23 protein-coding genes are annotated in these 20,295 nt (G+C 32.3%); 11 read left to right on the top strand and 12 right to left on the bottom strand.

Annotated elements, in window-relative coordinates; translation table 11 throughout:
- Positions 1-14: 14 nt before the first annotated feature.
- From GWR14_RS13090 to GWR14_RS13080, 3 genes are all read right to left on the bottom strand, one after another.
- Positions 15-1,022, bottom strand: coding sequence for a glycosyltransferase family 9 protein (locus tag GWR14_RS13090; protein WP_163409488.1), 1,008 nt, complete (start codon positions 1,020-1,022; stop codon positions 15-17).
- 180 nt (positions 1,023-1,202) lie between these two features.
- Positions 1,203-2,981, bottom strand: a complete 1,779-nt coding sequence (locus tag GWR14_RS13085; protein ID WP_223150972.1) for an ATP-binding protein — start codon at positions 2,979-2,981, stop codon at positions 1,203-1,205.
- A 24-nt stretch (positions 2,982-3,005) separates the two neighbouring features.
- Complete coding sequence (locus GWR14_RS13080) at positions 3,006-3,611, bottom strand: DUF4254 domain-containing protein (RefSeq protein WP_163409484.1); 606 nt, start codon at positions 3,609-3,611, stop codon at positions 3,006-3,008.
- Positions 3,612-3,721: 110 nt separating this feature from the next.
- On the opposite strand from GWR14_RS13080, the gene upp reads away from it, so the two are divergent.
- Positions 3,722-4,375: a uracil phosphoribosyltransferase gene (gene upp / locus GWR14_RS13075; RefSeq protein ID WP_163409483.1), complete on the top strand. Its 654-nt coding sequence runs from the start codon at positions 3,722-3,724 to the stop codon at positions 4,373-4,375.
- On the opposite strand, the gene GWR14_RS13070 is transcribed toward upp, so the two are convergent.
- Positions 4,370-5,299, bottom strand: coding sequence for a DUF6427 family protein (locus GWR14_RS13070; protein WP_163409481.1), 930 nt, complete (start codon positions 5,297-5,299; stop codon positions 4,370-4,372). The genes upp and GWR14_RS13070 overlap by 6 nt on opposite strands.
- A gap of 141 nt (positions 5,300-5,440) precedes the next feature.
- Here GWR14_RS13070 and GWR14_RS13065 point away from each other — a divergent pair, with 141 nt between their 5' ends.
- The gene (locus GWR14_RS13065) at positions 5,441-5,671 is read left to right on the top strand and encodes a DUF6341 family protein (RefSeq protein WP_025571310.1); all 231 of its coding nucleotides are present in this window, start codon (positions 5,441-5,443) and stop codon (positions 5,669-5,671) included.
- 40 nt (positions 5,672-5,711) lie between these two features.
- On the opposite strand, the gene purD is transcribed toward GWR14_RS13065, so the two are convergent.
- The gene (gene purD, locus GWR14_RS13060; RefSeq protein WP_163409479.1) at positions 5,712-6,986 is read right to left on the bottom strand and encodes a phosphoribosylamine--glycine ligase; all 1,275 of its coding nucleotides are present in this window, start codon (positions 6,984-6,986) and stop codon (positions 5,712-5,714) included.
- 133 nt (positions 6,987-7,119) lie between these two features.
- Between purD and GWR14_RS13055 the strand changes: the two genes are divergently transcribed.
- Together GWR14_RS13055 and GWR14_RS13050 are read left to right on the top strand one after the other, a co-directional pair.
- Entirely contained in the window at positions 7,120-8,430 is a 1,311-nt protein-coding gene (locus GWR14_RS13055) for a phenylacetate--CoA ligase family protein (protein ID WP_163409477.1), read from the top strand.
- 40 nt (positions 8,431-8,470) lie between these two features.
- Positions 8,471-9,001: an ORF6N domain-containing protein gene (locus tag GWR14_RS13050; protein ID WP_163409475.1), complete on the top strand. Its 531-nt coding sequence runs from the start codon at positions 8,471-8,473 to the stop codon at positions 8,999-9,001.
- 106 nt (positions 9,002-9,107) lie between these two features.
- Here the strand turns inward: GWR14_RS13050 and GWR14_RS13045 are convergent, their stop codons facing one another.
- The 7 genes from GWR14_RS13045 to GWR14_RS13015 form a co-directional block, all read right to left on the bottom strand.
- Positions 9,108-9,878 (bottom strand): glycosyltransferase family 2 protein, encoded by a 771-nt coding sequence (locus GWR14_RS13045; RefSeq protein WP_163409473.1) that lies wholly within the window; start codon positions 9,876-9,878, stop codon positions 9,108-9,110.
- Positions 9,878-11,230 (bottom strand): exopolysaccharide biosynthesis polyprenyl glycosylphosphotransferase, encoded by a 1,353-nt coding sequence (locus tag GWR14_RS13040; protein WP_163409472.1) that lies wholly within the window; start codon positions 11,228-11,230, stop codon positions 9,878-9,880. The genes GWR14_RS13045 and GWR14_RS13040 overlap by 1 nt, the downstream gene beginning before the upstream one ends.
- A complete protein-coding gene (locus tag GWR14_RS13035; RefSeq protein ID WP_163409466.1) occupies positions 11,231-12,214 on the bottom strand; it encodes a UDP-glucuronic acid decarboxylase family protein in 984 nt (327 codons plus the stop codon).
- 83 nt (positions 12,215-12,297) lie between these two features.
- Entirely contained in the window at positions 12,298-13,974 is a 1,677-nt protein-coding gene (locus GWR14_RS13030; protein WP_163409464.1) for a DUF6909 family protein, read from the bottom strand.
- Positions 13,975-14,124: 150 nt separating this feature from the next.
- Positions 14,125-14,463, bottom strand: coding sequence for a hypothetical protein (locus tag GWR14_RS13025; protein WP_163409462.1), 339 nt, complete (start codon positions 14,461-14,463; stop codon positions 14,125-14,127).
- 15 nt (positions 14,464-14,478) lie between these two features.
- A complete protein-coding gene (locus GWR14_RS13020) occupies positions 14,479-15,963 on the bottom strand; it encodes a GH3 auxin-responsive promoter family protein (protein WP_163409460.1) in 1,485 nt (494 codons plus the stop codon).
- 11 nt (positions 15,964-15,974) lie between these two features.
- Positions 15,975-16,481 (bottom strand): peptidase, encoded by a 507-nt coding sequence (locus GWR14_RS13015; RefSeq protein ID WP_163409459.1) that lies wholly within the window; start codon positions 16,479-16,481, stop codon positions 15,975-15,977.
- A gap of 210 nt (positions 16,482-16,691) precedes the next feature.
- Here GWR14_RS13015 and GWR14_RS13010 point away from each other — a divergent pair, with 210 nt between their 5' ends.
- From GWR14_RS13010 to GWR14_RS12980, 7 genes are all read left to right on the top strand, one after another.
- Complete coding sequence (locus GWR14_RS13010; RefSeq protein ID WP_163409457.1) at positions 16,692-16,868, top strand: Sec-independent protein translocase subunit TatA/TatB; 177 nt, start codon at positions 16,692-16,694, stop codon at positions 16,866-16,868.
- Between the two features lie 243 nt (positions 16,869-17,111).
- Positions 17,112-17,780, top strand: coding sequence for a hypothetical protein (locus tag GWR14_RS13005; protein WP_163409455.1), 669 nt, complete (start codon positions 17,112-17,114; stop codon positions 17,778-17,780).
- Between the two features lie 35 nt (positions 17,781-17,815).
- Complete coding sequence (locus GWR14_RS13000) at positions 17,816-18,325, top strand: phage tail protein (RefSeq protein ID WP_163409454.1); 510 nt, start codon at positions 17,816-17,818, stop codon at positions 18,323-18,325.
- Positions 18,326-18,350: 25 nt separating this feature from the next.
- A complete protein-coding gene (locus tag GWR14_RS12995) occupies positions 18,351-18,872 on the top strand; it encodes a phage tail protein (protein WP_163409453.1) in 522 nt (173 codons plus the stop codon).
- 45 nt (positions 18,873-18,917) lie between these two features.
- Positions 18,918-19,436 (top strand): phage tail protein, encoded by a 519-nt coding sequence (locus GWR14_RS12990; protein WP_163409452.1) that lies wholly within the window; start codon positions 18,918-18,920, stop codon positions 19,434-19,436.
- A 12-nt stretch (positions 19,437-19,448) separates the two neighbouring features.
- On the top strand, positions 19,449-19,949 hold the full coding sequence (locus GWR14_RS12985) for a GNAT family N-acetyltransferase (protein ID WP_163409451.1): 501 nt from the start codon (positions 19,449-19,451) through the stop codon (positions 19,947-19,949).
- Between the two features lie 21 nt (positions 19,950-19,970).
- Positions 19,971-20,270, top strand: a complete 300-nt coding sequence (locus tag GWR14_RS12980) for a DUF6916 family protein (protein ID WP_163409450.1) — start codon at positions 19,971-19,973, stop codon at positions 20,268-20,270.
- The last annotated feature ends 25 nt before the right edge of the window (positions 20,271-20,295 follow it).

The following is a 20,295-nucleotide window of genomic DNA, read 5'->3' as shown; positions in this document are numbered from 1 at the left end:
ACAAAAATCCAATCTTATAACAAGGATTGGATTTTTTGTATCACTGTTGATGGCAAAATCGTCCTCATCGCATCTTCATAACCTTCTACAATTTTATTCCCGTAAACAGATGTAGGCAATTTTGGATATTGATTTCTATCTGAAGTTAAGGCATTTTCTAAAGTTTGGTTGAATGGTAAAAATCCGGCATAATGATGCGTTGCGCCCCAAAGCGTAACCACTTTTATACCTAACATTGCGGCAATATGTGCATTTCCGGAATCCATAGAAAGCATTACATCAAGATTGCTTATTAATTTTAATTCCTGCTGAAATTTAATTTTTCCGGCAACGTTTATTACATTTTTGAAAGGTTCTGAAAGTGAATCTAAAATTTCGATTTCTTTCTTCCCTCCTCCAAAAAGTAAAATGGTCTGATCTTTATTTTCTGCTAATTTTGCAATTACTTCCTCCATTAAATCCAAAGGATAAACTTTAGAATCATATTGTGCAAAAGGCGCAATTCCAATTAATTTTTGATAATTCTCACCAATTAAATCTGTAATTTCTGCACTTAAAACTGCTTTTTCAGGGAACTCCGGATTTGATAAATCTAAAGGAAAACCCAATTCTTCAAACACTTTTGCATGCCTTTCAAACATGGTTGGCAATTGTTTGAAAATTTTGTTTTCAGTACGAGTTAATTCTTTTTTTCCTTCTCTTCCTTTATCAACAGTTGCTCTTTTTTTTCCGCTTAAAGCGAAAAGTAAACTCACAATCTTAGACCGTAAAACATTATGAAGGTCCGCAAAAGCATCAATTCTTAGCTGTTTCAAATCTTTAAATAAACGCAAAAGCCCCGGAAATCCTTTGTGTCTTTCTTTTTCATCAAAAGCAAAAAACTCCAAGTTCGGAATTCCGTTAAAGAAAGGTTTAAAAAAAGGACGGGAAACGACAGTTAATTTTACTGTCGGATATTGCTTTACAAATGCTCGTAAAACAGGAACCGTCATGGCGACATCTCCCATTGCGGATAGTCTCATGACGGCTATGTGTTTAATTTTGGTGGACAATTTTTCTCAATTTAAAATTAAAAAAGTGGTGGAATTTTCTAAAAAGTGGTGTTTTTTTGGCCATTCTTTGGCCATTTCATTTTTAAAAAAAACCTTAATATCAGCCTATTAGAGGAGGTTTATTAACAAAAAAGCGTAGTTTTTAATAATTTAGCTCTTTTTTCTTGGTCCTTTTTTGGCCATTTCATTTTCCTTGCTTTGTTTTTTAATCATCTCTTTCATTCCAATATTAAATGCCTCAGATATTACTTCTATTTCTTTGATATAATATTCACTCAATTTATAAGTTGATGTAGAGCCTTCTCCTTGTTGTTCTAATGTTCTGTTTGAAACTAATTTATCTACTCGAAACCGAACCTGCTTTCTAGATAACTTATCTTCAAATAAACCTACAAAATCTTTCATTTTTGCTTTACCTTCTTTAGATAAAAATTGAATAATTCTATTTAAAATTTGATTATCATCAATTTCCTGAAGATTATAATATTTTGCTTTTTCATCTGTAAACTCATAATAATCCTTCGATAAAATATAAAAAATTGCATTTGTCTTGCCTCTTTTTTCAATGAGTTTTTTTTGCAAAAGCTGATTTACTTGTTCTGGATCAACTTCACTTTTTTGAATACCATTTTTAATTTTATTCAATGTAACTATTTCAAGAACAGAAAGTTTTTCATTTTCAGGAAGTTCTTTCTGAATTGAATCAATAAATAAAGCAAATGCTCTGTCTTCTATTATCGCAGATAATTTAAGATTGACTTGAAAATTATCAGATTTTGAATAATCGGGTTCTGCTTTACCTTCAGAAAGAGTATTATAATATATCTTATCAACTCCTTGTCCCGAACGTTCTACTATACCCGTTTTTTGCAAAATATCCGCTAATAATCTATTTCTTGGGGTGCTTGGTATTTTTATTAGATTTTCTAATGTCACACCAGCAGGAAATCCTCCCGCATTTATAACATCTAATCTGTGAGGAAACTGTTTAATTATAATCTCTGAAGTTCTCCTATAGTCACGATGTGATATTGCATTATTAATAGATTCTCGAATTACTTCTTCATTAAAATAAGGAATGCTAAAAATATAGGCTCCATCCTGAATAGGAAAACTTCCGTTTCTTAAATTAATGGTCTTCCATAATTCATCTATTAATATAAAAAATGGTTCTGTAAATTCTATTCTGTTATCAAATGGAATCTGACTTTCCGAATTTCTGTATTCTAACATTACTTTGGTTTGTGGTAACCTATCTTGTAATGTTTCTTTTTTCGCTAAAAGAATCAATGCCGCATTAGTTAATTTACCTTTTTTTAAAAGATCAAGATCAGAAAGAATCTGTTCGTTAGGTAATAACTTAAATTGTGGATTGTTTTGTTTAATAGAATATTTTTCTTTCAGCAATAATATGGCTTTTTCATCCAAATCAGAAATTGTTAACCCTTCGCATATTTGCTGTGAAAAATCAGGTTCTTGCTCTTGAATAATTTTTAAATAAATCTCATCTGACATTGGCTTGAGTTCTTCACCAACTCTCATTAAAGCTACATCTTCAAATTTAAAAATTTTTCCTGCGGGTCTACACGGAACTTCGATTACTAATACTCTTTTAGAATCTTCATAAAGCTCATATATTTTTGGACGAATTCCAGTATCAGTATATATTTTAGATTCAAGTTCACCTATTGAACCCAAACTCTGCTGAGTACCAACTACTTTATGGGGGTAATTATCAGTCATTCCAATAACCAAATATCCTCCACCTTCATTACATAAAGCGGTAACATATCCTAAAATACATCTTCTTCTATCACTAGGTTTAGGTTTAGAACCACCATCGTAGGATATGTTACCTCCTTCTCCCTTTTTGAATTCAACTTTGTCTTCTGACTCTTTGAGTTTTTTTAATATTTCAATTGTTATCATAGACAAAATAATAACCTAAAAATTTTATTTTTTATTTTGATATAAAACCGGGTTCAGTTCATCGTCGTTGTACATTTTCATTTGTTTGTACACTTTCATGAATTTATCACCATTCTCGATATCTGTCAATAATTCTTCAATTGCTGTAGATAAATCTGTTCTTTGTTCTAAAAGTACATTTAGTTTTTCCTGACATTTATCTCTGTGTTCCTGAGTAGCTTCTGCACGTGTAGCTTCTTCCTGCATATGATAAATTTTCAATGCCAAAATAGACAATCTGTCAAATGCCCAAGCCGGACTTTCAGAATTGATTTTTGCTCCGTCTTTTGCTTTTATATGGCTGTATTTCTGCAAAAAGTAGCTGTCGATGTATTCTACCATATCAGTTCTCTCCTGATTTGAAGCATCAATTTTTCTTTTTAACGTTAAAGCAGCCACAGGATCAATTTGTGGATCACGAATAATATCCTCGTAATGCCATTGAACGGTATCAATCCAGTTTTTCAAATACAATAAATGTTCGAATTTATCCTTTGGGTAAGGATTTTTTATAGGTTGGTCAACACTATCAAACTGATGATAATCTTTGATACTTTGTTCGAAAACTGAATATGCTAATTTTGAAAACATGTATTTATTTTTTAGAGTTACAAAGATACTTTTTATACTTTTATAGTAGGCAAAAAACCTTTAATTTTTCATTTCCAGTCATAAGCATTTGATATTTCTAAAAATTTATTATGAAAATCCATTATATATCTGAAAATAATAGCGTGCTAAATCATTTTTTAGGACAAATAAGAAACGTAAATATTCAGAACGATAGTATGCGTTTTCGAAAAAATATAGAACGAATCGGTGAGATTATGGCTTATGAACTGAGCAAAGTTTTACCCTACAAAAATGTCGAAATTCAGACTCCTCTTGGTATAAAAAAAACAACTGAAATCGAAACTGATTTAGTTTTATGTCCAATTTTAAGGGCCGGTTTACCACTTCATAACGGTTTTTTAAACTATTTTGACCATGCCGAAAACAGCTTTGTTTCAGCTTGCAGGCATCATCCGAATAATAATGATGAATTCGAGATTTTAATTGAATATCAGGCAATTTCAAACCTAAACAATAAAACCGTTTTATTACTTGACCCAATGCTTGCCACTGGTCAATCGATAGTAGCGGTTTATGAAAAATTGGTTCAAAATGCTACTCCAAAAGAAATACATATCGTTGTTGTTATTGCTGCGCCTGAAGGGGTTTCCTATCTTGAAAAAAATCTTCCTGAAAACTGCCATTTATGGATAGCTGCCTTAGACGAAAAATTAAACGAAAAGAATTACATTGTTCCCGGACTTGGTGACGCAGGCGATCTTGCCTACGGAAGTAAATTATAACTGAGAAAAAAACGTAAATAAACTACAGCAAATAAGCACATAAAACACAATTTCATTATTTAGTTTTTGCTGTACATATTCAACGTGACTGGTTGCCATAATAGTTAAAGGAGCAATAGTGAACAGCAATAAATCATTGCTTTTATCTGGCGAAAGAATAAAAACCAGGACTGCTATAAAAAACCAGGCGACGACCTTCTTGTATGAAATATGAACTATTTGTGGACGATTGGATAAGGTCATCAACATGGAAACCACAAAAAATAAAACTACTGAAACATAGATTGAAAATGCCCCGTTTTCGTAATTATTTTTAAAATAATCAATACTTAAATCTATTACTGCTCTATCCTGAATAAATTTTACTGCGTCAAAATCGAAAATTAATGATGTTGTTAAAAACAATATCCCAACTGCCAGAAGTGCAATAAAGGGCAAAATCCAATTTCTGTAATCTCTGGAAACATGAAAAATTATAGAGATAAAAACCAATATTAAAAAAAGAATACACCAAAACTGAAACAAAGAAGCCAGTAAAATCCAAAAAGAGGCATCAAATATTTTCTCTTTTGATGCTTTTAATGATTGTAAAGAAATCAACCTGCGAAGTGACAGCAAAATAAAGAAATTTGCATATAACAGATTTGAATCATTCAAAATGGCAGGGAAAAATAAAATAAATAATAAATAAAAAAGTATTGAATAACCGTTGTCTTTACTGAGCCCGTTTTTTTTTACAATAAAATTTATCATAAAAAAAGATGCCAGAATAAAGCATAACAAACTTATTTTTTGAAACATCAAAAAATAAGAACCTACCCATGACGGTTCCTGAATTTGAAACAGAAAAAAGAAAACCAGTATTAAAATTACAGCCAATGAATAATTTAATGGCGTAGATTTTTTAAAAACACTTGTTATCATAAGGATATTTTATACTTTTGCGTTTGTAAAGATACTACTTGTTTAAAAGGTAAGACCTAACAAGTTGAAAAAAGATTTGGTTAACCGAATTTTATCTGCAAGACATTACACAACAATAAATAACATATAATTTTTAAAATTATGACAGCATTTTTCGAAGGAATTCAATACTTATTCGTTAACATTTTGTTTGCTCCACTTGACTTTTTACGTCGTTTGGAATTGATTACATGGTTTGGTGCAAACACTATCAACTGGATTTTCATGATCATCTGTTCTGCAGCAATCGTATATTGGATTAAACAATTACGCATTTTTGATGATGCAGGAACAGAAAACCAGGATACTACAGCTCATTCATTTTTAAAATAAAAAACCAAACCCTTTAATTAAAAAGGGCTGGTGAATATTTTTAAATTAAATCGAAGCCGATATCTTTTCTAAAATACATCTTATCAAAACTTAGTTTATCTATGTTTTGGTAAGATTTTTTTATGGCCTCCTGAAAATTGTCTCCATAAGAAGTCACTGCAATTACACGACCTCCATTAGTAACAACATTTTCGTTATCTAATTTTGTACCTGCGTGAAAAACAATTGAATCTGTAATATTTTCTAAACCAGAAATTACTTTCCCTTTTTCGAAATCTTCAGGGTATCCGCCAGAAACCACCATAACTGTAGTAGCACTTCTTGGATCAACTTCTAAATTAAAGTCTCCTAATTTCTGATCTGCAACAGATAAAAACAATTCAACCAAATCTGATTTTAATCTCGGAACCACCACTTCTGTTTCCGGATCTCCCATTCTTACATTGTACTCAATTACAATTGGTTCATTTTTAACGTTGATCAAACCAATGAATACAAAACCTTTATATTCGATTCCGTCTTTTTGGAAACCTTCGATTGTAGGTTTTACAATACGAGTTTCAATTTTTTCCATCAAAACAGCATCTACATAAGGAACTGGAGAAACTGCTCCCATTCCACCTGTATTTAAACCTGTATCGCCTTCGCCAATACGTTTGTAATCTTTTGCTGTTGGCAGGATTTTATAATTTTTTCCGTCAGTAAGAACAAAACAGCTCAATTCGATTCCGTCCAAAAACTCTTCGATAACTACTTTTGAACTTGCTGTTCCGAATTTAGCGTGAACCAGCATGTTTCGTAATTCTGTTTTAGCTTCTTCAAGATCCTGAATAATCAAAACTCCTTTTCCAGCTGCCAATCCGTCTGCTTTTAAAACATAAGGAGGCTGCAATGTTTCTAGAAATTTACATCCTTCTTCAACCGTTTCAGCAGTAAAGCTATCGTAAGCTGCCGTTGGGATATTATGTTTCATCAAGAATTCTTTTGCAAATTCTTTACTTCCTTCTAATTGCGCTCCTAGTTTTGACGGCCCGATTACAGGAATATGTTTTAAACTTTCGTCGTTTTTAAAATAATCGTAAATACCTTTCACCAAAGGATCTTCCGGTCCTACGACTACTAAACTTATATTTTCTTTAAGCACAAGTGCTTTTACTGCTTCAAAATCTGTTGGAGATATTGCTACGTTTTCAGCAATTGCAGCCGTTCCTGCATTTCCAGGTACTACAAATAGTTTTTCGCAAAGAGGACTCTGAGTCATTTTCCATGCAAATGCATGCTCTCTTCCGCCCGAACCCAATAGTAAAATTGTCATGGTGTTGTTGTATTTAGTTGTGGTGCAAAAATAATTGCTTTTGAACGTAAAAAATAATTTAATCTTAAAAAGTTATGCATTCTTCTTCGTTAGTTATGGGATAATATTATTTTTGACGAAAATTTAGCCTCAGATGATTTCTCTCTTCGATATTACACTTCGTTTAAATGGTTTTCCTATTAAGGAAGCTAAAACCGAATTGAATCAAATTATAAATTTATCTGAAGAAGAATATGCTTTTTTTCTTCAAAATAAGAAGAAAGAAATTGTCGATTTTCATCTAAAAAACAATGCTTTTTATAACGAATTAATTGGTGATAAAATTGTTGATAAGTGGGAAGATCTTCCGATTCTGAACAAACAAAATCTTCAAAAACCGCTTTCCGAAAGGCTTTCGAAAGGCTATTCTATTAAAAAAGTTTACCTAAACAAAACCTCAGGATCAAGCGGCACTCCCTTTGTTTTTGCTAAAGACAAATATTCACATGCTTTGACTTGGGCTTCCAATATTATGCGTTTTGGCTGGTTTGGGATTGATTTTAACAAATCGTACCAAGCTCGTTTTTATGGGATTCCAATGGACTTCATTGGTTATCGAAAAGAGCGTTTAAAGGATTTTTTGAGCCGCCGTTTTCGCTTTCCTGTTTTTGATTTGTCAGATGTCGTATTGGAGAAATTCCTGAAAAAATTCAAAACTAAAAAATTTGATTACCTCAACGGTTATACAAGTTCTATCGTTTTGTTTGCTAAATATTTAGAAAAGAAAAATATCATTCTCAAAGAAGTCTGTCCAACCCTTAAAGCCTGTTTTGTTACTTCTGAAATGCTTTTTGAATCGGATAAAATCCTTTTAGAAAAACAATTCGGAGTTCCGATTATCAATGAATATGGTGCTTCTGAATTGGATTTAATTGCTTTTGAAAATCCGAAAGGAGAATGGCAGGTAAATGCCGAAACACTTTTTGTCGAAATTTTAGATGAAAACAATAATCCTGTTCCACATGGAACAGAAGGCAAAATCGTGATTACTTCGTTATTCAACAAGGCAAATCCTTTCATTCGGTATGAAATTGGCGACATGGGAATTCTCGATGAAAAAAGTACACCGCAAAAACCAATTCTAAAAAAACTTGTTGGAAGAACCAATGATGTTGCGCTTTTACCAAGCGGAAAAAAATCACCTGGTTTGACATTTTATTATGTAACTAAAAGCATAATTGAAGACGATGGAAATGTAAAAGAGTTTATCATTAAACAAACCAAAATAGATACTTTTGAAATTGAATATGTTGCTGAAAAAGAATTAGTTTCAGAACAAATTCAAAAAATTGAAGAAGCCATTGCTTTGTATTTAGAACCGAATTTAAACTTCACTTTTAGCCGAAAAACTATTTTAGAAAGAACTAATAGAGGAAAATTAAAACAATTTAAATCTTATATTTAATATAAATAAAATCTTACATTTGTTTTTTTAATTAAAACTTATGGATGATCATTCTTTTCTTTCAGAAGAAACAATTTCTAATAAAATATATTTTATTCGTGGTCAAAAAGTGATGCTTGATCGTGATTTGGCTTCGCTTTATGAGATAGAAAGCAGAGTTCTAAATCAAGCTGTAAAAAGAAATTTAACTCGATTCCCAATAGATTTTATGTTTCAACTTACTGAAATTGAGCATAATTCTTTAAGATCACAAATTGTGATCTTAAAGAAAGGACGAGGAGAACATCAAAAATATTTGCCCTTTGCTTTTACAGAACATGGCGTTTTAATGCTATCAAGCGTCTTAAAAAGCGATAAAGCCATTCAAACCAATATTCAAATTATGAGGATTTTTACGAAAGTGAGGCAAATGCTTTTGGATACAACCGAAATTAAAGTCGATATTCTTCAGATTCAGAAAAAGTTAGAGAATCATGATAAAAATATTGAATTGGTATTTTCTTACTTGGATGAACTAACAGAAAAAAAAGAAAATGAAGCCGAAAGAGTAAAAATAGGATATAAAAAGTAATTCTTTAAGGTCACAAATTGTGACCTTAAAAACTTGAAGTCACAAATTGTGACCTCAAGATGAGTTTAAATCAAAAATTGGAGATCACAAATTGTGACCTCCAATTCTAAACGATATTCTTTATATATTTCTTTTTTATAACTAACTGCGTAAACAAAAACCTCATCATCAATAAAACAGAAAACACAAAATTATAACCGTGAAATTCCCTGTAAACTCCAAAATTGTGTTTTACCAATTTAAATTTGGATGCCGAAATAGAATCTTTTCTAATTCTGTAAAATGCCAAAGGTTCAGGAACTGGTTCTGCTGTTTTAATTTGTTTTAAAATGGTAAGCCATATTCTCCAATCCTGGCGTTTTTGTGAAGTTTCCAGAATAATTTTTCCAAAATAATCTGCATCATAAACAGCTGTAAGATTGCCCACATAATTACAGAAAAACAATTCTTTGTAGGTCAAGGGATTGGGTGATTCAACCCTTCTATTTAGATTATTTCCTTCTTCATCAATAGAATCATAAAAACTAAAAGTAAAATACAAATCATTTCTTTTTAGAAAATGAATTTGCTTTTCTATTTTCTCAGGAAACCACAAATCATCAGCGTCTAAGTAAGCAATATATTTTCCTACAGCATTTTCTAAAGCAGCATTTCTGGCAAAACCATTTCCTTTATTTTCAGATAATTTAAAGAGTTTTATTCTATTGTCTTGCTGAGCGAAATCTTCGATAATTGGAACTGTCTGATCTGTAGAACCATCATCGACCAAAATCATTTCCCAGTTTTGATAAGTCTGATTTAGAACAGATTCTATAGTTGCTTGAATAAACTTTTCAGCATTATAGGTGGGGGTCAAAATAGATACTAACTCGCTCATCAATATGCTTTTTCATCGCCTTTAATAACATGGTAGATGGTAATTACAATAATTTTCAGGTCTAATAAAATTGACCAGTTTTCGATATAAAAAATATCATATTTTACCCGATTTATAATATCATAATCGGTTTCGATTTCTCCACGAAAACCTTTTACTTGCGCCAAACCAGTAATACCCGGTTTTATAAAATGGCGTACCATAAATTTGTCAACTTTTAATATATATTCCTGATTATAACTTACAATATGGGGTCTCGGCCCTACTACCGACATCTCTCCAATCAAAACATTAAAAAACTGAGGCAATTCATCAATACTTGTTTTTCTGATAATTTTTCCAATTTTAGTAACTCTCGGGTCATTTTTAGAAACCTGATTCGAATAATCATCCTTACTCATTTCCATTGATCGAAACTTATAACAATCAAATTCCTTATTATTAAGTCCATTACGTTTTTGTCTGAGTAGAATTGGTCCTTTTGACTCCAGTTTTATCAAAATTCCTAAGATTGGAAGAACCCAGGAAAGAACTGCTACAATCATAATTATTGAAAAAACGACATCGAAAGTTCGTTTCATTATTTTATATAAATGTTCATCTAATCTAATACTTCTAAGGGCGATTACAGGAATGTAATCATAGTATTCTAAAATGAAATTTCTAAAAAACATTTGATTGCCTTCTGGAATAAATTTCAATGTCTTCAAATTACTATCGGCAAAATCAATAATTTCGTTCATTTGATCCTGAGACAAACCAATAATAGAACAATACATTTCGTCCATGTTTTTATTCAGGACAAATTCAAACATTTGTTCAATATGTTCTGTTCTTACTTCTTCAAATTCAAAGACACGAATCAATTCATATCCATAATCCGGATTCTCAGTAAAAAAATGTCTCAAAGGAGAAATACTTTCTTTGTTCCCTAACAGCACAACTCTTCTGTGATTTCCGCCAAATACAACCCTATAAGTCTGCAGAAAATAGTAGATTGAAAACTTGATAAATAAGATAAGAATAAATATAAACCATAAATAAAACAACAATGTTCTAAAACTGGTTTGCTTCGCGTAAAAAAAAGCCAGGGCAAAAACTACAAAACCAAATAAACATGCCTGTTTTAAAGCACAATTTAAAATTGCGATAACTTTTGTATAACGATATACTTCGTAAAAGCCTAAATCGGAGGCAATACCAATCCAGCCAATATTCAGCACAACTAAAAATAAAATTTGATCTACAGGGAAATGTGCAATATAAACCGCAAAAAAATTGATAATAATCAAATCAATCAAATAGGAGAACGGACGGATGTAGCCTGAATATTTTCCTGTTTTTGTCCGCATTTATTTTATATAATTTGAAAAATCTTTATGCTCCTCTTTTGAAAGTTCTTCTTTTGATAGCGATTTAAAATAATCATAGGTAATTTTCATTCCCTCTGCACGACTCACTTTAGCTTCCCATCCCAATAATTCTTTTGCTTTTGTAGTATCTGGCTGACGCTGTAGCGGATCGTTTATTGGCAAAGGATGATAAACTACTTTTTGACTGGTTCCTGTAAGTTTTATAATTTCTTCAGCAAAATCCTTGATGGTAATTTCATCGGGATTTCCAATGTTTACCGGATATACATAATCTGAATGCAATAATCTGAAAATGCCTTCTACCTGATCATCTACATAACAAAACGAACGGGTCTGCATTCCGTCTCCAAAAATTGTCAGATCTTCTCCACGAAGTGCCTGACCAATAAAAGCCGGAATTACACGTCCATCATTAAGGCGCATTCTGGGGCCGTAAGTATTGAAAATACGTACTATTCTGGTTTCAACACCATGAAAAGTATGGTACGCCATTGTTATGGATTCCTGAAAACGTTTGGCTTCATCATAAACCCCGCGTGGTCCAATGGTATTTACGTTTCCGTAATATTCTTCTGTTTGTGGATGAACCAAAGGATCTCCATATACTTCTGAAGTTGAAGCAATTAAAATTCTTGCCTTTTTTACACGGGCCAAACCTAATAAGTTATGGGTTCCCAATGACCCTACTTTTAAAGTCTGAATCGGAATTTTTAAATAATCTATTGGGCTTGCTGGTGAAGCAAAGTGTAAAATATAATCTAATTCACCCGGAATATGAACAAATTTGGTAATGTCATGATGGTAAAACTCAAAGTGCTCTAATTTAAATAAATGTTCAATATTTTTAAGATCTCCTGTAATCAGATTATCCATCCCAATAACATAATAGCCTTCTTTGATAAATCTATCGCATAAATGTGATCCTAAAAATCCTGCTGCACCTGTAATAAGTATTCTTTTCATATTAATTTGTTTCCGAGAGCAAATTTAATTTTTTCAGTTAATAAAAAAATTAACATTTATCTTTTTTCAGCTATTGTCTAAATTTAATTGTTTAAAATTTGCTCCAAAATCTTAATTGTAATCAAATAAGTCGGCTTCACTCCTGTTGTCCCTAAACCGCCTGAAGCCAATGTACTCCCAGTTTCCAACGGATTATCAGATGCGTAATATGCATATCTGACCTTTATATCATGCGGAACACTTTTTCTAATTTTTGAGGCAGACTGTATCGCTTTTTGATAATAAGAACCTTCCATTTCAAGACCAATTACACCCCAGGTCGATTCATGAAAGAATTTTAAAAGTTCTCTGTTCTGTAAAGACGTACCCAAAACGGTAACCATAGCTCCTTCAAAAATTGCAATATCATTTCCTTCAAACATAGCGCCTGTCAGTTCGTTTTCGAAGAAATAATTATCGGCAGTTCCTTCATTTATATGTGCCGACGGAATCATAATATCTCCTTTTCCACCTTCCAGAATTCCGGCTTTACCCATTATAGAAACTGATTTTACATTTAATAAAGTTTCCTTTTTAAATGGTTTTAAAAGTTCGTCAATTGTTTCATAGGCCTGCTCACCAAAAGCATAATCCATTACAATTATAACTGGTTTTTCTTCTCCTACATTTGCATACGAAAATGCCGTTTTTGACCAGTCAATTTTGGCCGTATCAAAAATCTGAACATCAATATTAGTTCCCGATGTATCAGGTAATGAAATCATTCCGTTTTTCAGAGCTAATTCTTCAACTAAACTTCTGGTTTCCTTGGCAGCAGCTTTACTCAATTCTTCATAAATAAAGAAATCTGATTTGTCTTTAAACTTCGTTTTCAGCAAAGGTGTTGCAAAAATGGAATTCATAACACTATGCATATTCGCACTAATTACATGAATTGGTCTTTTTAAAAGATTATTTGCCTTTAAAACTTCCTTGATATTCGTTGCCCAGATCTCACCGTGAATGTGATGCCCTAAACGTTCTCTTAAAACAGGACTGAAAGTTATCGTTCTTTTATTATTATCAATCACTTCTTCTATAGCCAGTTTTCCGAGCCAGTAAATAACATGCAGAAAACGATCCGGAGCATTTTCAGATCCGAAAGCGTCATAAATATCTAAAACTTCTTCGAATGTTCTGGCTAAAATATTGGCCACATGCGAAATTGCTTTTTCTTTTTCGACTAAAGGAAGTTTTTTAGTCTGGGTTACGGCTTGTTCCAATTTAAGCCAGTCACGCGAAACTTCTCCTCCGTCATCCAACAAAACCCTGTTTTTGATTTTATGTGATTCTATGAAAATAAAAGTCAAATGTGTCAGGATATCGTAAATGTCTGAACGTCCACGAGTGATTTCCACATTCATTTGTTCTTCGTCTATTCTGTAGCAGTTTCTTCTTCTTTTTGGAGGAACGATTGGCTGAAAATGTGATTTGGAGTAACCTTCATCAGAAGTTAAATTGATAAAACGACATTGCTCGATTCCGATTGGGAGACGCTCAATAACGTACAAAAGTCCGTTTAGTTCTACTTTTTCTTCTGCAATATTTCCATAAATTTCCGGACGTAACGCTAACAATGATTCACGCAAGCCATCACCAGAAACTCCCATTGGCTTATAAAAACCACGGTTAAATAAATGGCGCATCGTAATGTACATTCTTTCGATCGCGGCAGATGATTCCTGCGCTCTTGATCTCGATATATGTTTGGTTTCTTTCATGCTATTTTATTTAAAAAATCTTCGTAATTCTGAAGATCAATTTATCTTTTCGATAAACGAAAGTAGGAAATATTAATATTATTTTAGTTGGAAAACTAGAAATGTAATTATAATGTTTACTTCAAATTAAGATTCACAATTTCAAAGACTTCATTTATAATCTTCGAAATCAACCTCTATTTTTTGAAAGTTTTTATTTGTTGATAAGAGTAATTCTATTTTTTTGACGCATTCCTGATTGTCATCTGACATTATAAAAGCAAAATCCCAAATATCCTTTGAAATAGAAAATAAACCAATTTCAGAACTGACTTCCATTAAAATTTCATCATTTATCCAAAGGTCATTAATTTTATCAACTTTTGGTTTTATTACAGCTATTGAATCTAATAAATCGGTAAGAAAAGAGTCGTCTTCTACTCCGTTAAATATTTCAATTAACAAATCTTGAGATTTATATCCCGGTCTTAAATGATATTTGTATTTCATGAGTAAAAGTTAATTTTACTTCAAATTATCCGCAATTTTCCTATCATTGGATAATCTCGGAATTTTATTTTGTCCTCCTAGTTTTCCCTGTGATTTCATATATTCCTGAAATCCGTTTTTTGAAACTTTGCTGATAACGACTTTTCGCAGAACATTTCCGGTAATTAAATCGTCGTAATAAATGTTTTGTTTTCGCATTGAATCATCAATCGCTTCCGCAAAAGTTTCGATGTTTTCTGGTTCTTTCTCAAATTCTATTAACCATTCGTGATACGGAAGTCCGTTAGCTGGCGTGATCTGCGGCACAACGGTAAATTCGTTTATTACAATATTAGTTCCTGCGGTTGCTTCTTTCATTGCATTTTCAACTTCATTCGCAATAACATGTTCACCAAAAGCTGAAATATAATGTTTGATACGCCCTGAAACTATTACACGATACGGTGCTAAAGACGTAAACTGAACGGTATCACCAATGTTGTAACGCCAAAGTCCTGCATTTGTAGAAACAATTAAAGCATAATTCACGCCTGTCTCCACTTCCCCAATAGTATAACTTTTTGGATTTTCTGTAAAAAATTCATCTACTTTTATAAACTCGTAGAAAATCCCTGAATTCAATAGTAAAAGCATTCCTTTTTCTTTTTGTGAATCCTGATAAGCAAAAAATCCTTCAGAAGCCGGAAATAACTCAATACTGTCTACTTTCTTACCAATCATCTGTTCAAATTTGGCACGATAAGGTTCGTAGTTTACTCCGCCATAAATAAACAGATTGAAGTTTTTGAATATCTCACTAATCTTTTTTCCACCGCTTTTTTCCTGTAATTTTTCAAAATACATCTGAACCCAGGATGGTATTCCTGAAATTACCGACATGTCTTCTTTAATCGTTTCGGAAACAATAGCATTTACTTTGGTTTCCCAGTCTTCGATACAATTTGTTTCCCAGGATGGCATTCTGTTTTTCTGCAAATATTTCGGAACAAAGTGTGCTACGATTCCTGAAAGCCTTCCAAAATTGATTCCGTGTTTTTCAGTCAAAATAGGGCTTCCCTGCAAAAAGATCATTTTCCCATCAACAAAAGCTGCATTTCCGGTTTCGTGGATATAATGCAAAATCGCATTACGCGCCGCTTCTATATGAAAAGGCATCGATTCTTTGGTTAATGGAATATATTTTGCCCCCGAGGTGGTCCCTGAAGTTTTAGCAAAATAAATAGGTTTTCTTTTCCAGAGGATATTTTCTTCACCAACTTTAACTTTATCAATGTATGTTTTTAAATCCTCATAATCACGTATTGGAACATTTTTCTGAAAATCTTCAAATGTCTTTATGGTATGAAATTGATGGTCTCTTCCGAATTCGGTTTCTTTGGCATTTTGAATCAGACTTTTAAAAACCTCTAATTGGGTTTCAACAGGCTTATTAGCCCAGCGAATTGTTTGATTGTATATTTTTCGTGCAAATATTTTTGCTGCAAATGATTTAATAGACATTATTCTAAATATTATTTTTTGCCTTTTTTATTTTTATCCTGGGTCTTTTCGATCCTCTCTTTTTCTATTGTTTTTACCTCATCTCTTAATTTCAGCTCTTCTTCAGATACTTTCATATTAACTTCGGGAGCAGGTTCATCAACTTCTGCTAAAATTGAGTCTTTGTTGAATTTGGCATATTCCAGTTCGCCTTTTAAAACCTTTTGTATACCCTGAATGTAAGTTTCATTTTTCTTTAAGGCGGTTTCCAGCGAATCTGATTTTATTGCCAGTTCGGTTGCATTTCTTTTCAATTCTGAAGATGAATATCCTGGAATAAATTCTCTGAGCGGTGTAAAAGCAATAATATAAGTTGTAACAGAAATTAAAAAAATGCCGCCTAATGTAAATACAACAAAAACATTCATTAAGGTAAGTCTGAATGAAAAAATCTCTTCAAAAGTATCTTCGTTCAAAATAACCAGACGGTTTTTGATGAATAGTTTTTTTCTGAAATTCCTTGTCTTTTTATGGGCCATTCTACTTCTTTATTACGAGCAAATATAGTAATTAATCGTATTGTGAAAACGCAGTAAAAATAAGGCAATACACTTATTTATTGATTTTATAAAATATTTAACGCTGTCAAAAACAAATATTTTAAGCCAAAATCTGTTGTTGTTCGTATATTCTGTATACCTTTGCTGTAAATTTTAAAATCAATTTGCTTCGGCATTAAATATAAAACCATGGGAAGATTAGGTCTTACAGAAATCCTTGTAATAGTAGGTATTGTGATTTTACTTTTTGGAGGTAAAAAAATTCCAGAATTAATGAAAGGTTTAGGAAGCGGAATTAAGGAATTTAAAAATGCTGCCAAGGACGACCAGCCTGCTGCTAAAAAAGAAGAAGAAGAAGCAAAATAAAAATATAGCTTTTCAAAATTTATAATCCCGGATTACTTTATCGTAATCCGGGATTTTTTTTGGTCAATTTTGATGAAACTATTACAATGTATTTTACTGTGTGTAATTTCTTAAAAAAGACTTCCTCAACGATAAAAAATACTGATTATTATATATTTAGAATAAAATTAATCAAAAATTAAGGATACTTATTAAGGATTTGTTTAATTTTACGATAATTTTTTACTTATAAAACATTTTATTATGATTGATTTAACACGTAGAAATTTTATCAAAAATGTTGGATTTGTAGGCACTGCAACACTTTTTTGCGGAAGTTCTCTCCTCGCTCAGAATACCTTCGATTCCTTTTCTAATTCAGATAATGAAGATGAAAATATTTTATCAAATTTTTCAAAATCTAATTCTTCAGACGCTTTTTTAGCAGATTCTGCGCTTTTAGAATGTTATAAAAAAGCTAGCCTGAATCTGGAAAAAACAGGGTATCAGCCTTCCGGAAATTTTTGTTTCAGTTCTCTTGACAATCAGCTAAAAATGTTTCCAATGCATCTATATGTTAACGGAACAGGCAAGTTAGACGATCTTTTATTGTGTCTTGGTAAAAATTCAAAAGGAGAATGGATTTCCTTAAAATCATTATCCGGATTTGATTTGGAGGCCATAAAAGTGGCTATGAAAGAATTAAAATCAAAAAATAGTACTGTTGATTTAACAAACTACTTATTTCCTAGCCCTTCAAATCAGTTAAATCCATATGGTTTTGAAACTAAAAGAGGAAGTGTATTTTTAAAGACACAGCTTTGCTATGATCAGACTTCAACGAAAATTGTTGTAAAGGAAGGATCAAGTATTGTATATGAAAAAGAAATAATATCCCAACATAGTCTTACTGTAAATTCTGTTTTGGTTTAATAATATTCAAAAAATAACATCTAAAATATCTCAACATGGCAGAACCATTTTTAGCTGAAACCCGAATTATGTCTTTTAGTTTTGCTCCAAAAGGATGGGCAATGTGCAATGGGCAATTTTTACCTATAAACCAAAATCAGGGTTTGTTTTCTTTGTTAGGAACTACCTATGGAGGCAACGGACAAACCACTTTTGCACTACCTAATTTACGTGGAAGAACTCCGATACATTTTGGAAATAATTTTACACTTGGTCAAACAGGTGGTGAAGAAGCACATACACTCACAATAAATGAGTTGCCAACACACAAACATGCACTTATTAACATCAATCAGGCTGTAGACACTAATATCCCTTCAAACACAGTTTCATTAGGAAATACAGCTCCAAATCAGGTATATAATTCATCCGGGCAAAATCTGACGGCTATGAATCCTGCTTCTGTTTCAAATATTGGAGGTAGTCAGCCACATTTGAATATGCAGCCTTTTTTGGCATTGAATTTTTGTATTGCTTTACAAGGCATTTTCCCTTCTCCTAATTAATTTATAACGATAAAAAAAAACAATTATGGCACAACCTTACTATGGTGAAATCAGAATGTTTGCAGGGAATTTTGCTCCTGCCGGATGGATGTTTTGTGAAGGGCAGTTACTTCCTATATCAGAATATGAGGCATTATTTCAATTAATTGGAACTACTTATGGTGGTGACGGACAAGAAACTTTTGCCTTACCGGATTTACGTGGCCGTATTCCTATTCATAATGGTACTGGCAGTTCTGGTAATACGTATATATTGGCTGAGAAAGGCGGAGTTGAATCAGTAACCCTGACAACCCAACAAATTCCGGCACATTCGCATTCTTTACTGGCAACAACAGATTTAGCTAATAGTGCGAGTCCTGCTGATGCCTATTTGAGTACAACTGCTACGGGTAATAAAATATATTCAACAGCCACTCCTTCTACAGCTTTACATCCACAGGAAATAAGCCCAGTAGGCGGCAGTCAGCCACATGATAATTTTCAACCCTATTTATGTGTTAATTTTATTATTTCATTGTTTGGAATATTTCCATCACCAAACTAATTTTTTTAACTCCTTTAGATATTTAATTCAATAAATATAATCAACATGGCAGATCCATTTGTATCAGAAATACGCATTTTCTCATTTAACTTTGCTCCTAGCGGCTGGGCATTTTGCAATGGGCAGATTTTACCTATTAGTCAAAATACAGCTCTATTTTCGCTATTAGGCACAACATATGGCGGTAATGGAGCATCGAATTTTGCATTACCTGATATGCAAAACAGAACACCTATGCATCCCGAACAAGGACCCGGATTATCATTGCATTTTTTAGGAGAAACAGGAGGCAGTGAAACGGTAACGCTACTTGAATCAGAAATACCTAATCATAGTCACACTTTATCTGTGGCAAGTTTGAACTCTCAGTCTACTACTCCCTCAAACAATAGTTTAGGACGTGGTAATCCTGTCAGGGTTTATACATCAGGTAGTCCGACAACAGCAATGGGAACAAATTCAATTGCTACAGCAGGAGGCAGCCTGCCACATAATAATATGATGCCTTATTTGACCATGAGTTTTTGTATTGCACTTCAGGGGGTTTTTCCTGCCAGAAGCTAATTGTTTTTTGAATTGGATTTAAAGATAGATACTATTACTCTTCGGGATATTCAGCCAAATGATTTGCCTGTTTTGTGTGAAATATACGGAAGTACCCGTACAGAAGAACTGGAAAGAGGAACCAACTGGAACGAAGAGCAAAAAAGGTTTTTTATTGAACAGCAATTTTTTGCACAGCATGACTATTATCAAAAAAATTATACAGGAGCTAAATTTTATATAATTGAAAAGGAGAATAATACAATTGGAAGACTCTATATTGATTTCTTTTTTGAAAAAAAAGGCGTTCGGATTATAGACATTACCTTATTACCTGATTGGCGAAAAAAAAATATTGGAAGTTCAATTTTAGAAGAAATACTAAAAAAAGCAAGAATTAAAAATAGGAATGTGAGTATTCATGTTGAAAGTTTTAATCCTGCCATGAATTTATACAAAAGACTGGGATTCAAAAAAATTAGCGAAACAAATGGTGTTTATCACTTGATGGAATGGAGTCCTGAACAAATTTGATTAAGAAACAAGACAGAATACATGGATATAGCTTTACTTACTTTTAACGATTTTAATACATTACTTAATACTGTATTTACAATTCGTATTTCAGATGAAGTGCAGCTTGACGCTGAATTAATTGAGCTGACAAAACTGAACAATTATTCACCATTGGAAAGAAGTCCTTTTTCGATCGTTTTTCGTACAAATCAAAAAAATGAATATTATGAGCAGGGAATTTTTACAATTGTACATCCCGAAAAAGGAGATTTAGAATTATTTATGACTCCGTTAGGTTTTGATAATGCTGGAATGAGATACGAAGCTGTCTTTTCTTAATAATGCTAACTCATTAAAATGAAAA

The sequence above is a fragment of the Flavobacterium ajazii genome (genome assembly GCF_010614725.1).
Lineage (GTDB): Bacteria > Bacteroidota > Bacteroidia > Flavobacteriales > Flavobacteriaceae > Flavobacterium > Flavobacterium ajazii.
Note: the sequence above shows the minus strand (reverse complement) of the source record. Positions and strands in the feature narration are given on the sequence as shown.